The 22,383-nt window shown below is 29.0% G+C and carries 21 protein-coding genes, 1 tRNA gene and 2 CRISPR repeat arrays; of the genes, 18 read left to right on the top strand and 4 right to left on the bottom strand.

Going from position 1 to position 22,383, the window contains the following annotated elements; translation table 11 throughout:
* Positions 1-77 precede the first annotated feature (77 nt).
* The 12 genes from ACZ5SO_RS09565 to ACZ5SO_RS09510 all read left to right on the top strand — a co-directional run bounded on the left by ACZ5SO_RS09565 (position 78) and on the right by ACZ5SO_RS09510 (position 12,003).
* Positions 78-710, top strand: coding sequence for a Crp/Fnr family transcriptional regulator (locus ACZ5SO_RS09565; protein ID WP_464624231.1), 633 nt, complete (start codon positions 78-80; stop codon positions 708-710).
* 279 nt (positions 711-989) lie between these two features.
* Positions 990-1,332: a CRISPR direct-repeat array (repeat unit 36 nt; unit sequence GTCTGAAAGGCATGACCTGCTAAAAGGGATTAAGAC).
* A 463-nt stretch (positions 1,333-1,795) separates the two neighbouring features.
* Positions 1,796-2,923 (top strand): sugar ABC transporter substrate-binding protein, encoded by a 1,128-nt coding sequence (locus ACZ5SO_RS09560; protein ID WP_464624230.1) that lies wholly within the window; start codon positions 1,796-1,798, stop codon positions 2,921-2,923.
* A 122-nt stretch (positions 2,924-3,045) separates the two neighbouring features.
* Positions 3,046-4,011: an ABC transporter permease gene (locus tag ACZ5SO_RS09555; RefSeq protein ID WP_464624229.1), complete on the top strand. Its 966-nt coding sequence runs from the start codon at positions 3,046-3,048 to the stop codon at positions 4,009-4,011.
* A gap of 12 nt (positions 4,012-4,023) precedes the next feature.
* Positions 4,024-5,520 (top strand): sugar ABC transporter ATP-binding protein, encoded by a 1,497-nt coding sequence (locus ACZ5SO_RS09550; RefSeq protein ID WP_464624227.1) that lies wholly within the window; start codon positions 4,024-4,026, stop codon positions 5,518-5,520.
* 12 nt (positions 5,521-5,532) lie between these two features.
* A complete protein-coding gene (locus tag ACZ5SO_RS09545; protein ID WP_464624225.1) occupies positions 5,533-6,474 on the top strand; it encodes an ABC transporter permease in 942 nt (313 codons plus the stop codon).
* 361 nt (positions 6,475-6,835) lie between these two features.
* Positions 6,836-7,567: direct repeats of the CRISPR family, unit length 36 nt; unit sequence GTCTGAAAGACATGACCTGCTAAAAGGGATTAAGAC.
* Between the two features lie 223 nt (positions 7,568-7,790).
* Entirely contained in the window at positions 7,791-8,618 is an 828-nt protein-coding gene (locus ACZ5SO_RS09540; protein ID WP_464624224.1) for an oxidoreductase, read from the top strand.
* A 138-nt stretch (positions 8,619-8,756) separates the two neighbouring features.
* Positions 8,757-9,230 (top strand): pyridoxamine 5'-phosphate oxidase family protein, encoded by a 474-nt coding sequence (locus ACZ5SO_RS09535; RefSeq protein ID WP_464624223.1) that lies wholly within the window; start codon positions 8,757-8,759, stop codon positions 9,228-9,230.
* 8 nt (positions 9,231-9,238) lie between these two features.
* A complete protein-coding gene (locus ACZ5SO_RS09530) occupies positions 9,239-10,105 on the top strand; it encodes an SPL family radical SAM protein (RefSeq protein ID WP_464624222.1) in 867 nt (288 codons plus the stop codon).
* A gap of 68 nt (positions 10,106-10,173) precedes the next feature.
* Complete coding sequence (dtd, locus tag ACZ5SO_RS09525; RefSeq protein ID WP_464624220.1) at positions 10,174-10,617, top strand: D-aminoacyl-tRNA deacylase; 444 nt, start codon at positions 10,174-10,176, stop codon at positions 10,615-10,617.
* Positions 10,618-11,202, top strand: a complete 585-nt coding sequence (locus tag ACZ5SO_RS09520; RefSeq protein ID WP_464624219.1) for a 3'-5' exonuclease — start codon at positions 10,618-10,620, stop codon at positions 11,200-11,202.
* Positions 11,186-11,860: a YoaK family protein gene (locus tag ACZ5SO_RS09515; RefSeq protein ID WP_464624218.1), complete on the top strand. Its 675-nt coding sequence runs from the start codon at positions 11,186-11,188 to the stop codon at positions 11,858-11,860. Before ACZ5SO_RS09520 ends, ACZ5SO_RS09515 begins: the two co-directional genes overlap by 17 nt.
* 70 nt (positions 11,861-11,930) lie before the next feature.
* Positions 11,931-12,003 (top strand) — tRNA-Ala (locus ACZ5SO_RS09510).
* 92 nt (positions 12,004-12,095) lie between these two features.
* Here the strand turns inward: ACZ5SO_RS09510 and ACZ5SO_RS09505 are convergent.
* The gene (locus ACZ5SO_RS09505) at positions 12,096-13,193 is read right to left on the bottom strand and encodes a 30S ribosomal protein S1 (RefSeq protein ID WP_464624216.1); all 1,098 of its coding nucleotides are present in this window, start codon (positions 13,191-13,193) and stop codon (positions 12,096-12,098) included.
* 298 nt (positions 13,194-13,491) lie between these two features.
* On the opposite strand from ACZ5SO_RS09505, the gene ACZ5SO_RS09500 reads away from it, so the two are divergent.
* A complete protein-coding gene (locus tag ACZ5SO_RS09500; protein WP_464624215.1) occupies positions 13,492-14,769 on the top strand; it encodes a M18 family aminopeptidase in 1,278 nt (425 codons plus the stop codon).
* 49 nt (positions 14,770-14,818) lie between these two features.
* Here ACZ5SO_RS09500 and ACZ5SO_RS09495 read toward each other — a convergent pair whose 3' ends face one another.
* Positions 14,819-15,706 (bottom strand): phosphatase PAP2 family protein, encoded by an 888-nt coding sequence (locus ACZ5SO_RS09495; RefSeq protein WP_464624213.1) that lies wholly within the window; start codon positions 15,704-15,706, stop codon positions 14,819-14,821.
* A gap of 291 nt (positions 15,707-15,997) precedes the next feature.
* Between ACZ5SO_RS09495 and treR the strand changes: the two genes are divergently transcribed.
* From treR to ACZ5SO_RS09470, 5 genes are all read left to right on the top strand, one after another.
* Positions 15,998-16,708: a trehalose operon repressor gene (treR, locus tag ACZ5SO_RS09490; RefSeq protein ID WP_464624212.1), complete on the top strand. Its 711-nt coding sequence runs from the start codon at positions 15,998-16,000 to the stop codon at positions 16,706-16,708.
* Between the two features lie 106 nt (positions 16,709-16,814).
* On the top strand, positions 16,815-18,464 hold the full coding sequence (locus tag ACZ5SO_RS09485) for an alpha,alpha-phosphotrehalase (RefSeq protein ID WP_464624211.1): 1,650 nt from the start codon (positions 16,815-16,817) through the stop codon (positions 18,462-18,464).
* Between the two features lie 10 nt (positions 18,465-18,474).
* The gene (locus tag ACZ5SO_RS09480) at positions 18,475-19,335 is read left to right on the top strand and encodes a carbohydrate ABC transporter permease (RefSeq protein WP_464624209.1); all 861 of its coding nucleotides are present in this window, start codon (positions 18,475-18,477) and stop codon (positions 19,333-19,335) included.
* Positions 19,336-19,387: 52 nt separating this feature from the next.
* Positions 19,388-20,143 (top strand): carbohydrate ABC transporter permease, encoded by a 756-nt coding sequence (locus ACZ5SO_RS09475; RefSeq protein WP_464624207.1) that lies wholly within the window; start codon positions 19,388-19,390, stop codon positions 20,141-20,143.
* Between the two features lie 20 nt (positions 20,144-20,163).
* Positions 20,164-21,399, top strand: a complete 1,236-nt coding sequence (locus ACZ5SO_RS09470) for a sugar ABC transporter substrate-binding protein (RefSeq protein WP_464624206.1) — start codon at positions 20,164-20,166, stop codon at positions 21,397-21,399.
* A gap of 85 nt (positions 21,400-21,484) precedes the next feature.
* Here the strand turns inward: ACZ5SO_RS09470 and ACZ5SO_RS09465 are convergent, their stop codons facing one another.
* A complete protein-coding gene (locus ACZ5SO_RS09465; RefSeq protein WP_464624205.1) occupies positions 21,485-21,799 on the bottom strand; it encodes a rhodanese-like domain-containing protein in 315 nt (104 codons plus the stop codon).
* A gap of 3 nt (positions 21,800-21,802) precedes the next feature.
* Entirely contained in the window at positions 21,803-22,243 is a 441-nt protein-coding gene (locus ACZ5SO_RS09460) for a rhodanese-like domain-containing protein (protein ID WP_464624204.1), read from the bottom strand.
* Positions 22,244-22,383 lie beyond the last annotated feature (140 nt).

Below are 22,383 nucleotides of genomic sequence, written 5' to 3'. Positions count from 1 at the left end.
TTTCTCTTTTTATAAAAAGACTCATTTACGACTTTTTTTCTTTAATTAAGTAAGTTACAATCAAAGAGAGGTAATGGATGAAAATAAAAAATATTTTAGATCAAGTATCTTATTTTGATAATTTAGATAATCTTGATACCCTAATTCAAAAAAGGTATATAAAGGTTAAAAATTATGAGAAAAATAATACAATTAGAGAAGTTAATGAAAGTTGTGAATGGGTTGATATTGTTGTAAGTGGAGTTGTAATTGCTTATTCATTAAGTGAAAATGGAAACGCAACAACAATGTTTGAATTTAGACAAGGTAGTATAATTGGAGCTAATTTGATATTAATCGAAGGAGTTTATCCACTTAATTTTTATTCAAAAGATAAAACTACAATAATAAGTATTTCTAGGAAGGGAGTTGAAGAACTTCTTCATAACTATAATTTTTGTTTAAAATTTTTTAAGGCATTATCTATTAATTCTCAGAACTTGAATAAGAAAGTGTTTTTATTTCACAAAAAAACGATTCGGGAGAATTTAATTGATTATTTTAATCAGCAATCTTTGATACAAAGATCAAAAACTATTCAATTGCCTATATCTAAAAAAGAACTTGCCGATTATTTTGGTGTGCAGAGACAGTCTTTATTTAGAGAATTAAAAAAATTAAATGAAGAAGGTATTATTAAAATAGAGAATAGGAAAATCACTATTTATTAAAAATAATAATTTGTTCTTGATTTAAAATTTAGACTTATTATAATATCTAAAAGGTGAGCCAATTTAAGTTTTAATTAAATCGCCAACCTCAAAATGTCTGATTTTTGTTCATTTTTAGCGTAGGTTCGCGCAAAGTTGTAATTCTTTGTATAATAAGAAAATAATTGGTAAATTAAATTTAAAATATAAGAAAATATTATTTGCTTTGTAACAAGCAATTTTGGGTTCGCGATTTGACTATTGTAATTTATTACTGTATAAGGAATAATATCGTAAGGAGTCTGAAAGGCATGACCTGCTAAAAGGGATTAAGACTCTTTCTATCTCCTTATAAACTTACTCTACACCATTTACCAGTCTGAAAGGCATGACCTGCTAAAAGGGATTAAGACCAGTTTCAAATTCATAAACTGGCAATGAATATTTCTTTGCGTCTGAAAGGCATGACCTGCTAAAAGGGATTAAGACCTCTCGTAAAATATGCTAATAATTAAGCCAACTTTATTATGTCTGAAAGGCATGACCTGCTAAAAGGGATTAAGACAGTAAACTCGATAATAAACATTTTTTTCACTTCCTCATCTGTGTCTGAAAGGCATGACCTGCTAAAAGGGATTAAGACATCATAATATGAGAAATATAATATAAAAGAAATAAATCAGAAAAAATACTCATTGATGAATTATTAATAATTGTTATATTAAAAAAATAAGAAAATTTATTTATTCTTCTTTTCTTAATTGATGCATAATATTCCTATAAAGGATTATAATATTATATAAAAATAATCAAAAACACTTTTAGATTTATTTGATAAGTTTATTTCTTTAATAAAAAAATAATATTTTAATAGAAAATAATAACAGATAAGTTAATAACAATATCAAATAATTATAGATTTAATGTCTATTGATTTTATTACAAAACTAATATTTTTTTGAGATTATAAAGATATTTTTCATCAATTTTTCATTATTTAAAAAAAGTTTGACAAACAAAAATTAATGGGTTAGATTATAGTTAATCGGTTGTGTGTACGTTAACATTTTTTTATTTTGAGTATTTATAACCATAAGGAGGGTCATATGAAACGTATATTTTTTATGTTATTAGTCGTTTTATTATCACTAAATTCACTTGTTTTTGCTGGAGGGCAAGGAGAGTCTAGCAAGACAGATCAAGTTACTATTGGGGTATCTATCTGGAGTTCTACAGATACTTTAGGAAGTCAATGCAAAAGAATTTTAGATAAAGCAGCTGATGCTTTAGATGTTAAAGTTAAATACATTGATCAAGGACATATTTCTGAACAAGTTACAGCTTCTGCTGAAACTTTAGCAGCTGCTGGTGTTGATGGAATGATAATTTGTAATTCAGCTTCAGCAGAAATGACTTCAGTAATAAACACATGTGAAGAAAATGAAGTTTATTGTGCGCAATTCTTTAGAGTAATAGATCCAGTGGCTAATCCAAATGAATATGCTTTAGCACAAAGATCTAAATATTTCTTAGGTGCCGTACATGAAGATGAAGTATCTAATGGAATGAATTTAGTTAAGATTTTATGTGAAAAAGGAAACAGAAAGATTGCATTGGAAGGTTGGGAAGCTGGAGATGCTACATTCCTTTTGAGATGGGAAGGCTATAAAAAAGGAATTGAAGAATGGAATAACAATCATCCAAATGATAAAGCAGTATTATTAGAACCTCAATATGGTGGAACAACAAGTGATACAGGTAGAGCAACTGCTGAAGCCATTATTAATGCTAATAGCGATGTTGATGCATTAATTGTAGCAGGTGGTGGTGGAGATACTTTAGTAGGAGCATTAGCTGCTATTGAATCACTAGGATTAAAAGGTAAAATTGATGTTGTATCAACTGATTTCTTAGCTGATTTAGATGTTCAATTACAAACCGGTGGAATGGCTGCAGAATCTGGTGGACATTACTGTGATCCTTTATTTGCTTTCATGCTAGTATATAACACAATTAAAGGCAAATATACTCCATCAACAGATTCTTTTGTTGATATTAAGTTCCCTTATTTATATGTTGCTTCATCTGATGATTACCAAGATTATGCTAAATATTTTGTATCTGATCTACCTTATAATGATGATGAAATTAGAGCAATGGCCAATATGTCTATAGATGAATTAAAAGCAACTGCTGCTAAATTATCAATTGAGGATGTTAAATCAAGACGTTAATTGTTAAGTAACATATGTGAAAGCATCACAAGCTTTCACATATGTTTTTAGGATAAAGAAAATGTCCTAACACAATATGGCATATTAAAGTTCTATTTTCTTGTTTCTAATCAGAGGTGAATATGGGTGATTTTTTTGAGAGATTTAAAAAAAATAGGTTTTACGGAATTACTATTTTATTGATACTCTTATTTTTCTTTTGGGCGGTTTTTAAAATAATTTCTCCCACTAATTTTGGAACTCCAAAATTAATGAGAGATTATTTTCAAACTAGTATTCAATACGCAGTCGGTGGCTGTGGTTTTTATTTCATTGTTGTTATGGGTATGTTTGACATGAGTATCGGTGCTAATGTTGTTCTATCCTCATTAGTTGGTGTTCTCCTATCTAGATATTTTGGATATTGGGGGTTAATTTTTGGCTGTCTGATTTGTGGAGCATTAATAGGGGCTTTTAATGGAGTCCTTTATTCAAAATTAAGAATTCCTTCAATAATAGTTACTGTAGGTTTAATGTTAATCTTAGAAAGTTTAGCTAACTATGTTGTAGGTTTAGATACATCAGGATTTCCAGGTAAATTAACAGACGCAAGTATTTTAGCAATCGGAAATGCTCCGTATAATTATATTATAGCATTCACTTCATTTTTCTTGATGGGTTTCATTTTACGTTATACCCGGATTGGAACTTATAGCAACGCAATTGGAAGTAATGAATATATAGCAAAAACCATGGGTATTAATGTTGAGAAATATAAGTTTATTGGTTTTGTTCTACTTCATTTCTTTGTTGGGATAATGGCTTTACTAACGGTTAGTTATGGTAGAGGAATGTTAGCAGTTACTGGAATGTCTTCAATGGATAGAAACTTTCCCCCTCTGATGGGAACTTTTTTTGGGATTGCCTTTAAAAAATATGGTTGTCCGGTTACAGCAATAGTTTTTGGTGAATTCATAATCCAAATTATCTTCAATGGTTTAGTTGCAATGCATATTCCAACCACAATAAATGATTTTATAACTGGTGCGGTATTACTGATTATTGTAACTCTAACAAATAGAGGTAAATTGGGAACAGTGGTCAAGTAGGAGACATTAATAATGAGTGAAGCTTTTTTAAGATCCGAAAACATAAATAAATATTTTGGAATAACACATGCTGTAAATAATGTGTCATTAGAATTTAATAGTGGAGAGATTCACGGACTTATTGGAGAAAATGGTTCTGGGAAATCCACTTTTTGTTCTATGTTAAGTGGTATTTATCCTATCACAAGTGGCAATTTTTATCTTGAAGGGAAAAAATTAGAAATAAGTTGTTTAGTAGATGCTAATAAAAATGGGATTTCTATGATTGTTCAAGAGTTAGGAACTTTGCCTGGCTTAACTGTTGCAGAGAATTTATTTTTAGGTGAAGAAGACCAATTTATGAAAGGTCCGATTAAAAACTTTAAAAAAATGAATGTAGCTGCCCAAAAGATTTTAGATGAATATGGTTATGGATATATTTCAGCGTCTAAGATGATTGATCATTATAGTTTTGAAGAGAGAAAAATTATTGAGATAATTAAGGCCGTTTATTTTAAACCGAAAGTTGTAATTGTAGATGAAACTACTACTGCTTTGAGTAAAACAGGCAGAGAAAATCTTTTCAAAATAATGAATGAAATAAAAAAAGAAGGAAATACTGTAATCTTTATTTCTCATGATTTAGTAGAAGTCTTAGAGCATTGTGATAGAGTTTCTTGTTTAAGAGATGGAGAGCTTATAGGAACTGTAAGTTCTAAAGAAGTAAATGTTGATAAATTAAAAAAAATGATGGTTGGCAGAGATTTAAGTGGAAAATATTATAGGACAGATTATAAAACTGCACTTTCTGATGATGTTGTATTAAAAGTTAAAAATGTCTCAGTAAAAAATCATATATCAAACATTAGTTTTGAGTTGCATAAAGGTGAAATTTTGGGTTTTGGTGGACTTTCGGAATGCGGAATGCATGAACTAGGAAAAGCCTTGTTTGGCGCGTCTTATGATAGAAAAGGTAGTGTAACTTTAGCTGATGGTACTCAGATTGATTCGATAAATGTAGCTATTAGAAAAAATATAGCTTATGGGTCAAAAGATAGAGACAACGAATCTATAATTGTTGCTGACACAATAAAATCAAATATTGTTTTACCTTCAATAGACAATCTGTCAACTCACCATTTTTTGAAAGAAAATAAACTTGTGGATTTTGCAAATAAGTTTGCACAGTTAATGAGTATAAAGATGGTTGATGTTCATCAAGATGTTTCAGAACTTTCTGGAGGTAATAAACAGAAAGTAGTTTTAGCTAGATGGCTCGGTAGAGATTCAGATATATTTATTTTAGATAGTCCTACTCGAGGTATAGATGTAAAAGTAAAAGCAGATATTTACAATTTAATGGAAGAATTAAAATTAAAGGGGAAATCAATAATAATGATTTCAGAGGAAATCCCTGAATTATTAGGAATGAGTGATAGAATAATTATTATGAAAGATGGACAGATTTCCAAAAAGTTTATGAGAGATCCAAATTTGACTGAAGAAGATATAATCGAAAAGATGGTTTAAGGAGCATGAATGATGAAAAATTTCAATATTAAAAATAATAAGTTAGATTTACGCTCATTTATGCCTTTAATAGGATTTGTCGTATTAGTTATAATTTTTGCTATATTAACAAATGGAAAAATCATACAACCAAGAAATCTAAAACTTATGCTGAGTCAGGTATATGTATTAATGATTGCAGCAACAGGAGTTTGGATGATAATGACAGTTGGTGGTCTTGATTTTTCTCAAGGCGCAATATTAGGTTTAGCATCAATTGTTTTTTGTGAATTTTCAAAATATAGCATAGTTTTAGGTATTGTTCTTGCGGTAGTTTCTGGAGCTCTAATGGGTGCTATTAATGGACTTTTCCATGTTAAATTTAAAATTGCTTCATTTATTGTAACTATTTGTACAATGTATCTTTTCAGAGGACTTTGCAAATTTATCACAACAAATGGCCCAATTCCTGCTTCTTTGAACGTTCTGGCATTAAATCAAACTTGGTTTAAAGTATTAATGACAATAATTGTATTACTAATAGGATTAATTGTAATAAAATATACACGGCTTGGCTATGACTTAAAAGCTATAGGAGCTGGTGAAATAGCAGCCCGATTCTCAGGTTGTCGTCCAGATTTATTAAAATTTTTAGTTTTTGTAATAGCAGGAGCAATTACAGGGTTTGCTTCTTTTATCAATGTAATAAAAGTTGGGTCAATTACAGGAACTGCTGGTAGCATGCTAGAGATTCAGTTATTAATCTCTTTAGTTTTAGGTGGCATGCCAATAAATGGAGGATCGAAAGCTAGATTTTCAAATATTATTGTTGGTACTTTAACTTACAGTGTTTTAGAAAAGAGTCTACCTATGGTATTTAGTGTTTCTGCTACTCAACAATTAGTTAAAGGTATTGTTTTCTTAATCGTTGTTGCATTAACTATTGATCATGAGAGTTTGAAAGTAATTAAATAATTTATAATTTTTTAAAGTAGAGGATGTGAAATTAAAAATAAATTTTTCATCCTCTTTCTTATATAAATATTTAGTTAAAATATTCAATTGCGAATCTTTGTAATTTAGAATAGTATTAGTAATATTATTATTCGATATTTTAGAAGTTTGATTTTAAGAAATCGCCAACCTTTAATATCGTGTTTTTTGCCCATTTTTAGCGTAGGTTCGCGCAAAGTTGTAATTCTTTGTGTAATAATAAAATAACCAGAAAATAAAGTTTTGGTAAAGAAAAAATATAATTTGCTCTCTAACAAGCAAATTTAGGTTCGCGATTTGACTATTGTAATTTATTGCTGTATAAAGAATAATATTGGAAGGAGTCTGAAAGACATGACCTGCTAAAAGGGATTAAGACATTGATACAATTTCACCATATAAAAAACTGAATTTCTTTTTTGTCTGAAAGACATGACCTGCTAAAAGGGATTAAGACTAAGTCAACCTCCCAAACCTTATCATCTTTGTTCCACGTCTGAAAGACATGACCTGCTAAAAGGGATTAAGACCATTTTCGTCTTCTGTTGCGAAGTTTTCCATTCCTCTTAGTTTTCTAGTCTGAAAGACATGACCTGCTAAAAGGGATTAAGACCACCGGTTAAGCTATCATAAACTAGTATATCAAACTTATCAGGTCTGAAAGACATGACCTGCTAAAAGGGATTAAGACGTAAATTCTTTTTTCCAAATTATACCGAAATCATAATTTCGTCTGAAAGACATGACCTGCTAAAAGGGATTAAGACAATTCACAATTAAAATAAATATGACCATCAACAATTATAGTCTGAAAGACATGACCTGCTAAAAGGGATTAAGACTTTGTGTTTTCCAGCTTAATAATTTTTCATCATGAATATTTACCGTCTGAAAGACATGACCTGTTAAAAGGGATTAAGACCGGGCATTTTCAAAAGCAAGGAATAATATATCATTGTTAAGTCTGAAAGACATGACCTGCTAAAAGGGATTAAGACTCTTTTCTTGAATTAGGCATTATTATTATTTCTGCATCTCCGTCTGAAAGATATGACCTGCTAAAAGGGATTAAAAAAGATTTTAAGATTTGGGGATTAATATTTTATTTGAGATAAAAAGTAAATATATTAACTCTTTTTACTTTGCACTTTAGAATTAATGAGATTACTATATAAATAAAGTATGATTATTGTTTAATCTTTTAGTTAATGTTTTTACAAGTTATTGTCATTAATGATTATTGAGATAGGGCTGAAAATATTAAATAACAAACCTTTTATTTATATAGGAGCATCAAATTGAAAGAAGAAGTGGTTTTAATTACAGGAGCAAGTAGTGGTATTGGATTTCAAGCAGCAATTGATTTGAAAAATAAAGGCTATATTGTCTATGGAGCCGCTAGAAGAATGGACAAATTAAAACAGCTTGAAAAAGAAGGCATTAATATTCTTGAATTAGATGTTACTGATGAAGAAAGTATGGTCAATTGTATAAATACCATAACCAATCAAAATGGTGGAGTTGATATTCTAGTTAACAATGCTGGGTATGGTAGTTTTGGGTCGATAGAAGATGTTGAGTTAGATGAAGGAAAAAGGCAATTTGAAGTAAACTTATTCGGATTAGCAAGAATGACCCAATTAGTACTTCCATATATGAGAAGTAAGAAGAAAGGCAAAATAATTAACATGTCTTCTGTTGGAGGAAAAGTCCACACTCCATTTGGAGGCTGGTATCATGCAACTAAATTTGCAGTCGAAGGTTTCAGTGATTGTTTAAGAATGGAAGTTAAGCCATTTAATATAGAAGTTATTTTAATTGAACCGGGTGGAATTAAAACAGATTGGGGAATTATTGCATCAAATAATCTAGAAAAAATTAGTGGTGAAGGTGCATATAAAAAAGAAGCTAATGCTGTTGCTAAATCGTTAAGGAAAATGTACACAGAAGGAAAAGGAACAAGTAATCCATCAATAGTATCATCAACAATAGTAAAAGCTGTTTTAAAAAAGAAACCTAAAACTAGATATTTAATTGGAGCTAATTCTAAGTCACTATTCTTCTTAAAGAGAATTTTAACAGATAGAGCATATGATCGAATTTTAATGAAATATATGAGTAAATAAAACAAAATAGTTTGATTTTTCTAAATTATATTAGTAAATAGACTCATTATATCTTTAATATTTTGATATATTGTGTCTAAACTATTTTTCATTAAAATGGTTTAAAGAAAAATATATAAACAATATAAGGATTATAAAATGAGACGTAAAGACAGGTTAGTTACAGACAGAAGTGAAATAATTGAGATTTTAGAAAATAATGATGTTTGCAGAGTTGCTATGAAAGACTCTCAAGGCTTATATATTGTTCCTTTAAATTATGGATATGAATTTGATAAAGATAATTTAACTCTTTATTTTCATGGGGCGCAAGAAGGTAGAAAAGCCGAAACATTTAAAAAAGGTAATTGTGAAGTTGCTTTTGAAATAGATGAAAAAAATAAGGTTGACGGAAAGGGCGATATAGCTTGCACATATACTTATTTTTATAAAAGCATAATAGGAAATGGAATAGCTTCAGTAATTGAAAATTATGATGAAAAGTTAAGAGCCTTAGAACTTTTAATGAAAAATGTAACAAAGAGAAGTAATTTTAAATATAGTGAAGCATCTGTTAAAAATGTTTTAGTTATGAAGATTGATGTAACTTCCTTTACTGCTAAAAAACAATAGGAGTTATAGTGCATAAAGTTAAGGCAAAACACATATTATCTAGTAGTGGCAATATGAATATTTATAGAGGATGCACTCATGGTTGTATATATTGTGATTCAAGAAGTGCTTGCTACAAGATGAATCATGATTTTGAAGATGTCGAAGTTAAAGAAAATGCACTTATCCTATTAGAAGAGACACTTAGAAAGAAAAGAAAAAAATGTATGATATTTACTGGCTCAATGTCTGATCCTTATCTTCCAATTGAAAAAGATTTGAAGTTGACTAGGGGAGCTCTTGAGTTAGTATATAAATATGGATTTGGTATAACAATTTTAACTAAATCTGATTTAATTTTACGGGATTTAGATTTAATTAAAAAAATAAATGAAAAAACTAAATGCGTTGTCCAAATGACACTTACAAGTTCTAGTGATGAAATGTCAAAGAAAATTGAGCCTAATGTTTCTGTTTTCTCAAAAAGAGTTGAAGCATTAAAAGTTTTTAGAGATAACAACATTCCAACAGTAGTTTGGTTAGGCCCAATTTTACCTTTTATTTTAGATACAGAGACTAATATAAGAAAGCTATTAAAATGTATAATAGAAGCTAAAGTAAAGGCTGTATTATATTTTGGAATAGGTATGACGCTAAGAGAAGGTAATAGAGAATATTTCTATAGACAACTTGATAAACTTTTCCCTCCACTGAAGAGAAAATATATTGAAATGTTTGGAAATAGTTATTATATAGGAAGTTATAACAATTCCAAATTAATGAAAATTTTAGATGATACTTGTTCAACGCATAATATATTACATCAGGTTGATGAAATTTTCTCATATCTTAAAAAATTTGAAGATAAAGAATATGTCCAATTAAGTCTCTTTTAATTGTGTCTTTTTTTTATTAAGATAAAGAAAAATGAGAAATAAAACCTAATAAGGAAATAAAAATATATATGAAATGTGTTATTCAAAGAGTAAAAGAAGCTTCTGTAACTGTAGATGAAAAAATAGTTGGCCAGATAGATCATGGCCTTTTAGTTTATTTTGGAGTTGCAAAAGGCGATAAAGAAGAATATATAGATTATATTGTGAATAAAATTTCTAAACTTCGAATGTTTAGAGATGAAAATGATAAGATGAATTTAAGTGCATTTGATGTTAATGCTAAAATTTTAGTAGTAAGCCAATTTACACTTTATGCGAATTTAAGAAAAGGTAATAGACCTTCATACGACAATGCTGAAAAGCCAGAAAGAGCAAAAAAATTATATGAAAAAGCCGTTGAAAAGTTTAAAGAACTTGGATTTGAAACTCAAACTGGTGTATTTGGAGCACATATGGATGTGAGATATTTAAATGATGGTCCTGTTACAATGATATTGGAGAAAATAGATTAGATGACATATATAGCTTTAGATTTTGAAACAGCCAATTCAAGTGCCGGTGGCGCTTGTTCTATTGGTATGGCAAAATTCGATGAAGAAGGTAAGGTTGTAGATACATATTATTCTTTAATATGTCCTAAAAATAGATACTTTGATCCTTCAATGACAAGGGTTCATCAACTTTCAAGTGAAGAGTGTTTACTCTCTCCCACTTTTGATCAATTATGGCCAGACATATTAGCTTTCATGGATAATGATATTATAGTGGCACACAATGCTATATTTGATTTTAAAGTATTACAAGGGTGTTTAGATGCTTATGATCTCAATTATCCTAGAAATGTATTTTATTGTACACTTCAAATCAGCCGAAAAAAATGGCCACAATTTAAAAGCCATAAGTTAACTGTACTAAGTGAATATTTCGAATTGAATTATAGAGCACACCATGCATTAGATGATGCAATAAACTGTGGAAAAATTATGAAAATCGCTTGTGAAGATAAAACCTATGAAAGGCAGACTTTAATTAATTATTTAGACTATGAATTAAAAGTTAAATCAAGAGTAATGATAGAAGATGGGTATTTATTTTAATAAGGGGATTCAAACCTCTGAAAGTTTTATAATAGGAGGGCTTTTGGCCCTTGCCGGTGGATATTTAGATACATATACCTTTTTTGGGCGAGGAGAGGTTTTCTCAAATGCCCAAACTGGGAATATGGTTTTAGTTGCTATAAACATAGCACAAAAAAACTATCATGAAATTTGGAAGTACATTATACCAATATTTAGTTTCTTTTTAGGCGTTGTAGTCGCTGAGACTATAAAAAATGGAAAAAGATCAAATAAAAAACATTGGCGACAAAATGTATTATTGTTAGAAATTTTAGTAGTAGTTTGTGTCTCATTTATAAAAACAAGCGATGCAACAAATATAATTGCTAATAGTTTAGTATCCTTTGTTTGTTCACTTCAAGTTGAGGGCTTTAGAAAAATGCACTCAACAGGGTTTGCTACAACAATGTGTACAGGAAATCTTAGAACAACAAGTGAAAATTTTTTTCATTACATAACCCAAAAAGATAAAAAATATAGGGATAGGGCAATAAGGTCTTTTTCTATAATATTATTGTTTATAATAGGGGCAATACTTGGAACTATAGTAACACTTAGATTCCATTCAGTTGCCATTTTAGGAGTAAATGTATTTCTTATAACTTCATACTTATTTATGAATAAAGAGAGATTATAGATAGGTAAATTTGTCAATTTAGTATTGACGAATAATAACAATAATGGTAATTTATTTTCATGATTTCTTTGGGGCTGTAGCTCACCTGGTAGAGCGCTTGAATGGCATTCAAGAGGTAGTCGGTTCGAGTCCGATCAGCTCCATTTTTTTGAAAAAAAATTAGATAAATGAAATTATTGCTTATTAAGTTAAAAAAATATCCTAAACGAAAGTTAGGATATTTTTTTCATGCTTTTTACTTCTTTTTTAGAAGACTTGCAAATGGGTTATAAGTATCATCATCGTCTTCTTGTTCAGCCATATATTTTTTAATATTTTCTTCTTCTTCAAAAGACTTAGTGGGACTTAACGCAATTCTTCTACCCTTTACATCAATATCATCTATTGATACAGGCATTTTTTCACCAATTTTATATAGTTTGCTTAAATTTGTATTATCTCTAGTATCAGGAAGTTTTGCAATAAAGATTAAACCATCAAGTCCAGGTTCTAAATTAACAAATAAGCCAAAACTAGTAATCTTAGAGATAGTACCTTCATACCTGTCCCCCACTTTATAGCGAGATGAAACAGTATCCCAAGGATCATCTTGGAGGGCTTTTGAACTAATAGACATTTTTTTATGATCTAGATCAAGGCTTAAAATTTGAGCTTCAATAACATCACCAATTTTTAATTCTTTTTCAATATCTTTAACTCTACCAACTTTAATTTCTGAAATAGGAAGTAAAGCTTGTATACCTTGTACATCAACAAAGGCACCAAAAGATTCAATTTTTACAACAGAACCCTTAATAACATCACCAACTTTTAATTCTTTCTTGAGTTTTTCAATTTTTTTATTTTCTTCAACTTCTTTAAAAGCTTTGTTAGAAACAATAATATTGTGATGTTCTCTATCAAATTCTTGAATTAAAAAAGTCATAGTTTTTCCAATAAAGAATGAAGGATCTTCTTTTTGCCTATATCCCATTTGTGAGAAAGGACAGAAAGCTCTACTATCTCCAATCTTAACTTCAAATCCACCTTTAATTTCTTTTTCCACGCTGCCTTCAACTGGGATTTTAGCTTCGAAGGCCTTTTCTAACACAGCAGTATTAGCCTTATCTCCTTTTAATCTAGTAGTAAAATGCATCTCCCCATTTTCGTTTGAAATAAAGTAAGCACTAATAGTATCTCCAACTTTAACAGTCAAATTTCCATCAGAATCAGTAAATTCAGATGCATCAAGGATACCTTCACTTTTTAAATTTAAATCAAGGAATATATTCTCCCCATATATAGCAACAATCTTTGTTTTTACAAGTTGTCCTTCTTCAAAATAATTAATCAATCTATTTCACCTCTAATTTCATTAAATATTTAGATTTGTTCTTAAAATCAATATAATCATATTAAAGTGATTATAATAATTTATATACTAATTAACTGTAACACAGTGTTTAAAATATGAAAACATCAAACTATTAAATCAACTAAATCCAAATAATATTTTTAAAATAGAGAATATTAAAATAGTTTATCTAAAAATAAACAATTATTTATTTTAAGAGAGGAGAGAATATTTATATTCATCTTTGCTCATTATTTTATTTATGTTAAGATAAATTTAAATATAGGAGCAAAATAATATGGATAAAAAATATTTAGATTATACAAAAGGTCTCTTAGAATATATAAGTGAAAGTCCCACTTGCTTTCAAGCAGTTGCTACGATAGAGAAAACTCTACAAAAAGTAGGATTCATTTGTTTAGATGAAACTAAAAGATTTAAATTAGAAACAAATAAAGCTTATTATGTTAAAAGAAATAATTCATCTCTAATAGCCTTTAAAATACCAGAAAATTACAAAGGGTTTTCAATAATAGCCTCACATACTGATTCTCCAACATTTAAATTAAAAAATGATTGTGAAGTAGTAAAAGAAGAGAAGTATACTACCCTAAATACAGAAGGTTATGGCGGAATGCTATTAGCCCCTTGGTTTGACAGACCCCTTTCCATCGCCGGTAGAGTTTTTATTAAAAAAGATAATGAGATTGAGGAAAAACTTGTAACAATAGATAGAGATCTCCTTACTATAGTAAACCTTGCGATTCATCAAAATAGAGAAGCAAATAAGGGCATAGAATATAAAAAACAAGTAGACATGTTACCAATATTTGCTCTAGGAAATAAGAAGGGAGCAATTAATACTTTGATTGCAAATACATTAAACGTAGATGAAGATCAAATTCTCTCTAGTGATTTATTTTTATACAATAGAATGAAACCAAGTATTTGGGGCTTAGATGATGAATTCTTCTCCTCTCCTAGAATTGATGATTTACAAGGGGTCTACACCTCTCTAACAGCATTGATTAATACAGAACCTTCTTCTTATATAAATATGGCTTTATTTTTAGATAATGAAGAAGTTGGAAGTGGAACAAAGCAAGGTGCTTTGAGTGATTTCTTAAAAATCACAATAGATAGAATTGCCAATTCATTGAATTGGGATGTTGAAGATAAGGCAATTTATCAAGCAAATAGCTTTATGGTTTCAAGTGATAATGGTCATGCTCTTCATCCAAACTATATGCAAGTAAATGATATATCTAATAAACCAGTATTAAATGGTGGTGTATTAATTAAACATTCAGCTAATCAAAAATATACCACAGATGCATCATCTGAAGCCTTGTTTAAATTTATTTTAGAAAAAGAAAATATCCCATATCAAGAATTTTTCAATAATTCTGATGTACCAGGCGGATCTACGTTAGGTAATTTAATTAGTAGATCATATTCAATTAATACAATTGATATAGGGGCTGCACAACTTGCTATGCACTCTCCATATGAAACAGGTGGTACAAAGGATACATATTATCTAGTTAAGGCTATGGAAGCTTTTTATAAAAGATAAAAATAACAGTTATAATTATCTCCATAAAATAATTTATGGAGATAATGCTTTAATTAAAAAGTTTAGAGAAAACTTTTGGAAAGATTGCTGTTAACCATAAGCCAATGATCATATAACGAATGAAAGCTCCACTATAATAAAAGCTTTCAGGGATTAATGAACTAAGTCCAAGTTGAATTATAAGCATTCCCAAAATAACAATAACAACGCGTAAAATTTTCTTTTGAATAGAACCTTCAACATTAAAATTAATTTTTTTAGTTTCGTAAGCGATTCCTAAAAATCCACCTCCACTGAAAGCAACAGTTTTCATTAAATCAGAAAAAGCTGTAGTATCAATTAAATTAATTTGAAGTAAACTACTAAGAATTAAAGCAAGAGAGGAACTAATAATTCCAATGAGTAAACTTAATTTATATTTTTTATCTAAATCAAAACTAACCCTTTCAAAGATAGGATAAAAAATCATAGAGAGTAGAATTCCAAGAATTAATCCAGTTGCAACATCAATAGGCCAATGAACACCTAAATACATTCTGCTAAGACCGACTAAAACAATAATGATCGCACAAATTATTGAAAGTGCTCTTTTTTTTATGGCAAAAGCTAGAGATGAGAACATTGAAGCTGCTCCCGTGGTATGACCTGAGGGAAAGGAATACCCAGTTGCAGTAGCAAGTCTTTTACCTTGGATTTCTGATAAAACAGTAAAAGGTCTAGGTGATCTAAATATAGATTTTAATAGTCCCATAGAAACTAAACTCACAACAAGGGATCCACATATAGCAAAACCTTTATTCTTATCATAAGTGTACATAACAATACTTAAGATTAAAATTAATAAGTTTTGTTCTCCAAAAAGTGAAGCAAAATTAGCTATAAAGTCTAAAGTTGGGTTACTGATATTTAAAAAAAACAAAAGTATATCTTTTTGCACAGTAATATCCTCCATTTTGTTAAGAAGTATAACAGATAAAATTAAATCTAACTATATGAAAAAAATAGAAAAATTAATTAACAAGTAGCATATTGTAATAAAAAAAACAAAAAATAAGGAATAAAAAGGATTAAATATACTCTTTAATAATTATTAATTTCATCTTATGATTGTGTTTAATTCAAAATGAGTAATATAATAAAAAAAACTAAGAAGCTTTAAAATATTGATATTCTAAAATTGAATTTTTGATAATTATTACTAAGAAAAATGTTAACAAGGAGTAAGTGTTTGAAAAGTAAATACATGACAATATATGAACACCTAGTTCATAAAATTGAAAAAGGTAGTATCAAAGCTGGAGAAAATCTTCCTTCTGAAAGTAAATTGATGAGTCATTATCAAGTTTCTAGAGATACAGTTAGGAAAGCTTTGAGTTTACTTGAATATAATAATTACATAATTAAACAAAGAGGAAAAGAATCTATTGTTAATAATATAAACAAGTTTAATTTTCCTTTATCTAATATAACAACATTTTCTGAATTAGTAGATCAACAAAAATTAAATGTAAATACTATTGTCGAAGATTTAAGTATTGTAGTTGGTGATCAAGAGATTATGAAGATCTTACAGATTGCTGAAAATGATGAGGTATATAGAGTTAAGAGAATTAGAAAGATAGATGGAGAGAAGGTAATTTTAGATAAAGATTTCTTTTTAAAAACAGCTGTACCTCATTTGAGTAGAGAAATTTGTAAAAAATCAATTTATCAATATTTAGAAAATGAATTAAATCTTAAAATTTCTAATGCAAAAAAAATAATCACAGTTAATAAAGTATCAAAAGAAGATAAACTATTGTTGGACTTAAAAGATGAGCCTTATATAGTAGTTGTTAAAAGCTTTACTAGATTAGAAGATGGTACTTTATTTCAATATACAGAGTCTCATCATAGAATCGATAAATTCCAATTCGTGGAATATTTAGCTAGACGATAAATAAGTAAATTTTTTCATTGACAAACTTGTACGTATAAGTTAGTATAATCCTACAATTTGTACGTATTAGTTGTGTGTGAAATTTAATATTGGAATAATACTGAATATGAAAAACTTTAAAAATGCTAGCGTGTATCAAGTTTATATCAAATCATTTAAAGATACAGATTCTAGTGGTGAAGGTGATATAAGAGGGATAATAGAAAAATTAGATTATTTATCATTTTTGGGTATCCGTTATATTTGGATAACTCCATTTTTCACATCTCCTCAAAGGGATAATGGCTATGATGTTTCTAATTATCTTTTACCTGATGCTAGGTATGGTACATCACATGATATTTATGAACTAATTGATGAAGCAAAAAAAAGAGATATTGGACTAATTTTTGATATGGTATTAAACCATACATCTTGTGAGCATGAATGGTTTCAAAAAGCTTTAAGCGGCGATGAGAAATATCAAAATTATTATTATTTCAAAGAAGGTAAAGAAAACAATACTCCTCCAACAAATTGGCTATCAAAATTTGGAGGCTCTGCTTGGAAGTATGTTCCCTCTCTTGGTAAGTGGTATTTACATTTATTTGATGAAACACAAGCTGATTTAAATTGGAAAAATCCAGAAGTTAGAAGCGAAGTTAAAAAAATAATTAATTTTTGGAAAGATAAAGGTGTTGAAGGTTTTCGGTTTGATGTAATTAATCTAATTTCAAAACCGGAAATTTTTATTGATAGTTTTGATGGTGATGGAAGAGAATATTATACTGATGGTCCAAAAGTTCACTCTTACCTTAAAGAAATAGTTAGAGATTGTGAAATAGAGAATTATTTTACAGTCGGAGAGCTGTCTTCAACTACAATAGATCACAGTATAATGTATTCGAATGAAGAGAATAAAGAATTAAAAATGGTCTTTAGTTTCTATCATTTGAAAGTTGATTATAAAGATTTAAATAAATGGGAATTAGAAGACTTAGATGTAAGGAAGTTAAAAAAAGTTTTAAACCAATGGCAAGTTAGAATGCAAGAAGGTGGAGGCTGGAATGCTTTATTTTGGTCTAATCATGACCAACCTAGAGTTCTTTCAAGATTTGGTGATGACAAAAAATATCATAAAGAATCAGCTACAATGCTGGCAACATGCATGTATTTACTTAGAGGTACTCCTTTTATTTTCCAAGGTGAAGAAATTGGGATGACTAATGCATATTTCACCTCTATAGACCAATACAGAGATGTTGAAAGTAAGAATTATTATGATATTTTGCTCAAACAAAATAAAAATAAAAATGAAATAATTAAAGTCTTACAAGAGCGATCTAGAGATAATTCAAGGACACCAATGCAATGGGATGGATCAAAAGCTTCAGGGTTTACAGATGGAATTCCTTGGATTGAAGTAAATAAAAATTATAAAGAGATAAATGTAGAAAAACAAATTCAAGATCCAACCTCTATTTTATATTTTTATAAAAAACTTATATCCCTAAGAACAGAATCCTCAACTATAGCAGAAGGATTATATAAACCATTGCTCTTAGAAGATGAAGATGTCTTCTCATATTTAAGGTTTGATGAAAGGGAAGAATATCTAATCGTAACAAATTTTAGTGATAAAGAAACAATAGCAATTTTTGACTTTGAAGAGACTAATTATGAAATGGTTATGAGAAATTATGAGGGTACAAGAGACTTCAGTTTAAATTTATTAATGAAGCCTTATGAAGCCTTAGTCTTTCATAGAGAAAAATAAAAGAGGACATATGAAAAAGATAATAAAGAAATATTCTTTTGAAATAGTTTTAGTACTGCCTTTAACAATATATATACTAGGTTTTACTATTTTGCCTATTTTTAAATCAATTCTAATGGGATTTACAAATGAAGAAACAAATACCCTATCCTTAATAAATTATAAAATGTTATTTAATAGGCCTCAGTTTGTTGATTCAATAACTAATACAATTTTTGTTGCTGTATTTAGCTTGTTTTTTCAGTTAGTAATAGGATTAATTATAGCTTTAATTTTGAAGAAGACATTCAAAGGGAAGGGATTTGTAAGAGCACTTGTTTTAATGCCTATGGGTATACCAACTTTAGTATCAGGTGTTATGGCTTTATATATTTTTGGAACCTCAGGATATTTAAATGAAATCCTTTTTAGACTTGGAATCTTAGATATACCAGTTAATTGGTTACAAGGTGGTTTTGGAAGTTTAATTGTAATTATATTAGCAGATACTTGGAAAGTTTTACCTACACTTGTTTTATTATTACTAGCAGGATTAGAAGCAATCCCCTCTGAAGTATATGAAGCCTCATATATAGATGGAGCAACTCCCTTTCAAACTTTTTTTAAAGTTACATTACCCTTATTAAAATCATCAGTAACAATGGCTTTATTATTTAGAGCAGTTGATGCTTTTAGAATCTTTGAGCTGCCACAAGTTTTAGTAGGTCAATCAATACCATTTGTAGCTACATATTCTTATGAAGAGTATGCAATAGGGAATATAAATGCCTCTGGTGCAGCATCTACAATTTTATTAGTAATGATTATGACTTTCACATTTTTGTATCTTAAATTCATTGATAAAGGAGAAGGATTCAGTGTTTCTGCCTAAATATTTAAAAAAAACTTTATTTTACTTAATCCTTGTTGTAATTTGCTTATTTATGATATTCCCATTGTATATTTTAGTTAAAATATCTTTTGGAAATGCATCAGAAGTATTAACTCAGCATCCAACCTTATTACCACACTCGATTACTTTTTCACATTGGACTAAATTGCTCAATTCAGGGAATTTGTTACAACCTTTTTTAAAAAGTTTTATAGTAGCTACTTTAACTATGGTTATAGCAACAATTATAGTAGCTCCAGCTTCATATGCAATCTCAAGATTAAGTAGTAAGGTAAGATATGCTTATGTATTAACTTTGTTTTGTACAAAAATGTTTCCAACAGTCGGTATTGCCTTACCTATTTCAGTAGTATTTTTGAAATTAAATTTATTAGATACAAATATAGGTTTGGTTTTGGCACACTTAATTGGTCAAGTACCTTTTATGGCTTGGATTTTAGTTTCAACCTTTTCAAGTATACCTAAAGAACTTGAAGAAGCAGCTGATATTGATGGCTGCACAAGAATTACAACACTAATTAAAATTATATTACCCGTTGCAGTTCAAGGAATTGCTGTAGCTGGTTTATATGTTTGGTTAAATTCTTGGAATGAATTCACATATGCGCTGTATCTTTCATTAACAACTAAGACCTTACCTTTACAAGTCTATTACTACGTACAACGGGGCGGTTTTTATCAACAAGCAGCATATGCAACAATTCTAGCAATTCCAGTCATTATTATGACATTTATTATGCAACATTATTTAAAATCAGGTTATCTATCTGGCGCTGTTAAAGGATAGTCTGAAAAGGAGAAATATAGATGAAAAAAAGATTTAATATTATAGGTTTGATATTATTAAGTGCTATACTCTTAGTAAGTGGAGTAAGTTGTTCAAAAGATGATACATCTACTAAAGACAGTGGAAATACAAAAGAGACATTGACAGTTACCATGGCTTTAAGTGAAGAAGAATGGGATGTTATGAGAAATGTTGTAATCCCAGGATTCGAAGAAGAAAATAATGTTTCAGTTGAGGCAATTCAAGTTGAAGCCTCTAATGTTAAGAAAAAATTAATTTCCATGAAAGAAGCTAATAAAATGGAAATTGATGTTATAGCTCAAGATGTTAATAACATTTCTAGCTTAGTATATGAAGGCCTTGTTGAAGATTTAAGTGATTATACTTCTATAATTCCTGAAGAGAGTATTGGTAAATTGTCCCAAGCTGGTATTATTGATGGTAAGACTTATTTTATGCCATATAGACCTAACGCAGAGATAAATTATTACAATCAAATTATGTTTGATAAATATGATTTAGAGCCTCCAACTACTTGGGATGATTTATATGAAACTGCTAAAATATTAAAAGAAAATGAAGGATTAGGACGTCTTTGCTTAAAGATGAAATTAAATGGAGATGCAATTGAATTAGCCGAGTTTATTAGATCGGCTGGTGGTGATTTGCTTGTACTAAACGATGAGGGGAGTATAGAAGCTTTTACTTTCTTGCAAAAACTTTGGCCTGAATTATCAACAAATACAATTAAAGCTGGTTTTAGTTCAAGCAATACATTCTTAGCTACTGATGAAGTTTATTATTGTCCTAACTGGCCATTTGCTGCAAATATTATTGTAAAAGATGGTGGAAAAGAAGAAATTAAAGCTTATGAAGGTTTCTCTGGTCCAAAAACTTATGCTAAAACATTAGGTGGGGAGATGCTAGGAATTCCTGTAGGATCTAAACACAAAGAATTAGCTATTAAATTTATACAGTATTTAGAAAGTAAAGAAGTTCAAGAAATATTTATGAAAGAAAATGGATGGGCTTCATTTAGAACTGATACTTATGAAAATGTTGATGAATGGCAAGTTCCATATTTTGAGAGTTTACAAAAAGCTTTAGAAGTTGCAACTCCTCTACCAAGAGTTTCTTATTGGTCCGAAGCACAACAATTAATAAACGATGCTGGTAAAGAAATTTTAATTAATAATGCTGACGTAAAAACAACATTAGATAAGTATGCAGCGAAAATGGAAGAACTTAGAAACTAATTATAATTTAATTTTATTTGATGTCATAAAGAACCTTGGTGAGTAAAAAATTACCTAAGGTTCTTTATTTTTTATCATACTTGTTTTATATAGTTTCATATGGCCAAGATAAAATTCCACCAAAATCAAATACATTTGAAAAGCCCATTAAAGCTAATTGAGAAGTTGCAACTCTAGATCGAACGCCACTCCTACAATAAATAAATATTTTGGTATCTTTTTTATAAACTTGTTTTACTATGTCAAAGACTTTACTTAGAGGGATGTTTATAGCCTTTGGTATATGTTTTTCATTATATTCTTCTTCGGTTCTAACATCTAAAATAACAATATCACTTTCTCTATCAAGTCTCTCTTTAGCCTCTTTTGGACTAATTTTATTGTATTGAGCTTTTAACATATATTATTTTACCACCTCATAGGGCCAATCAATAATTCCACCAAAATCATAAACATTCGTATAACCTTGACTTACTAATAGCTTTGCAGCTTGAGCACTTCTGTTACCGGACCTACAGTATACATATAATTTAGTATCTTTTTCAGGATATTTTTCTAAAACAGTTGATTCAATAACATTTAATGGAATGTTGATTGAATTTGGGATATGACCAGAAGCATATTCACTTGATGTTCTTACATCAATAACAAGGATATCATCTTGTTCATCAATCGCAGCTTTAGCCTGAACAACATTAATTTTATGATATTCAGCTTTTGTCGCCTCTTCTTTTATAACCACTTCTTCTTTTTGTACTTCCTGTTTTCCTGAAGCAAGTAGTGAAGGTGTTAGTACTACTAATATTATAGAAATTGTATAGATATATTTTTTTAGATGTTTCATGTTATTTACCTCTATTGTTTATTTTATTATAGCATACTTTAAATTTATGATAAAATAAGTGATTATGTCACCTAAAAATAATGATGATTGTTAAGGGGATAACTGCTCTTAATTAAAATTAACTCAATTTTGAAAATAAA

The organism is Pleomorphochaeta naphthae (assembly GCF_055396005.1).
This window is presented reverse-complemented; position numbering and strand designations above follow the sequence as displayed.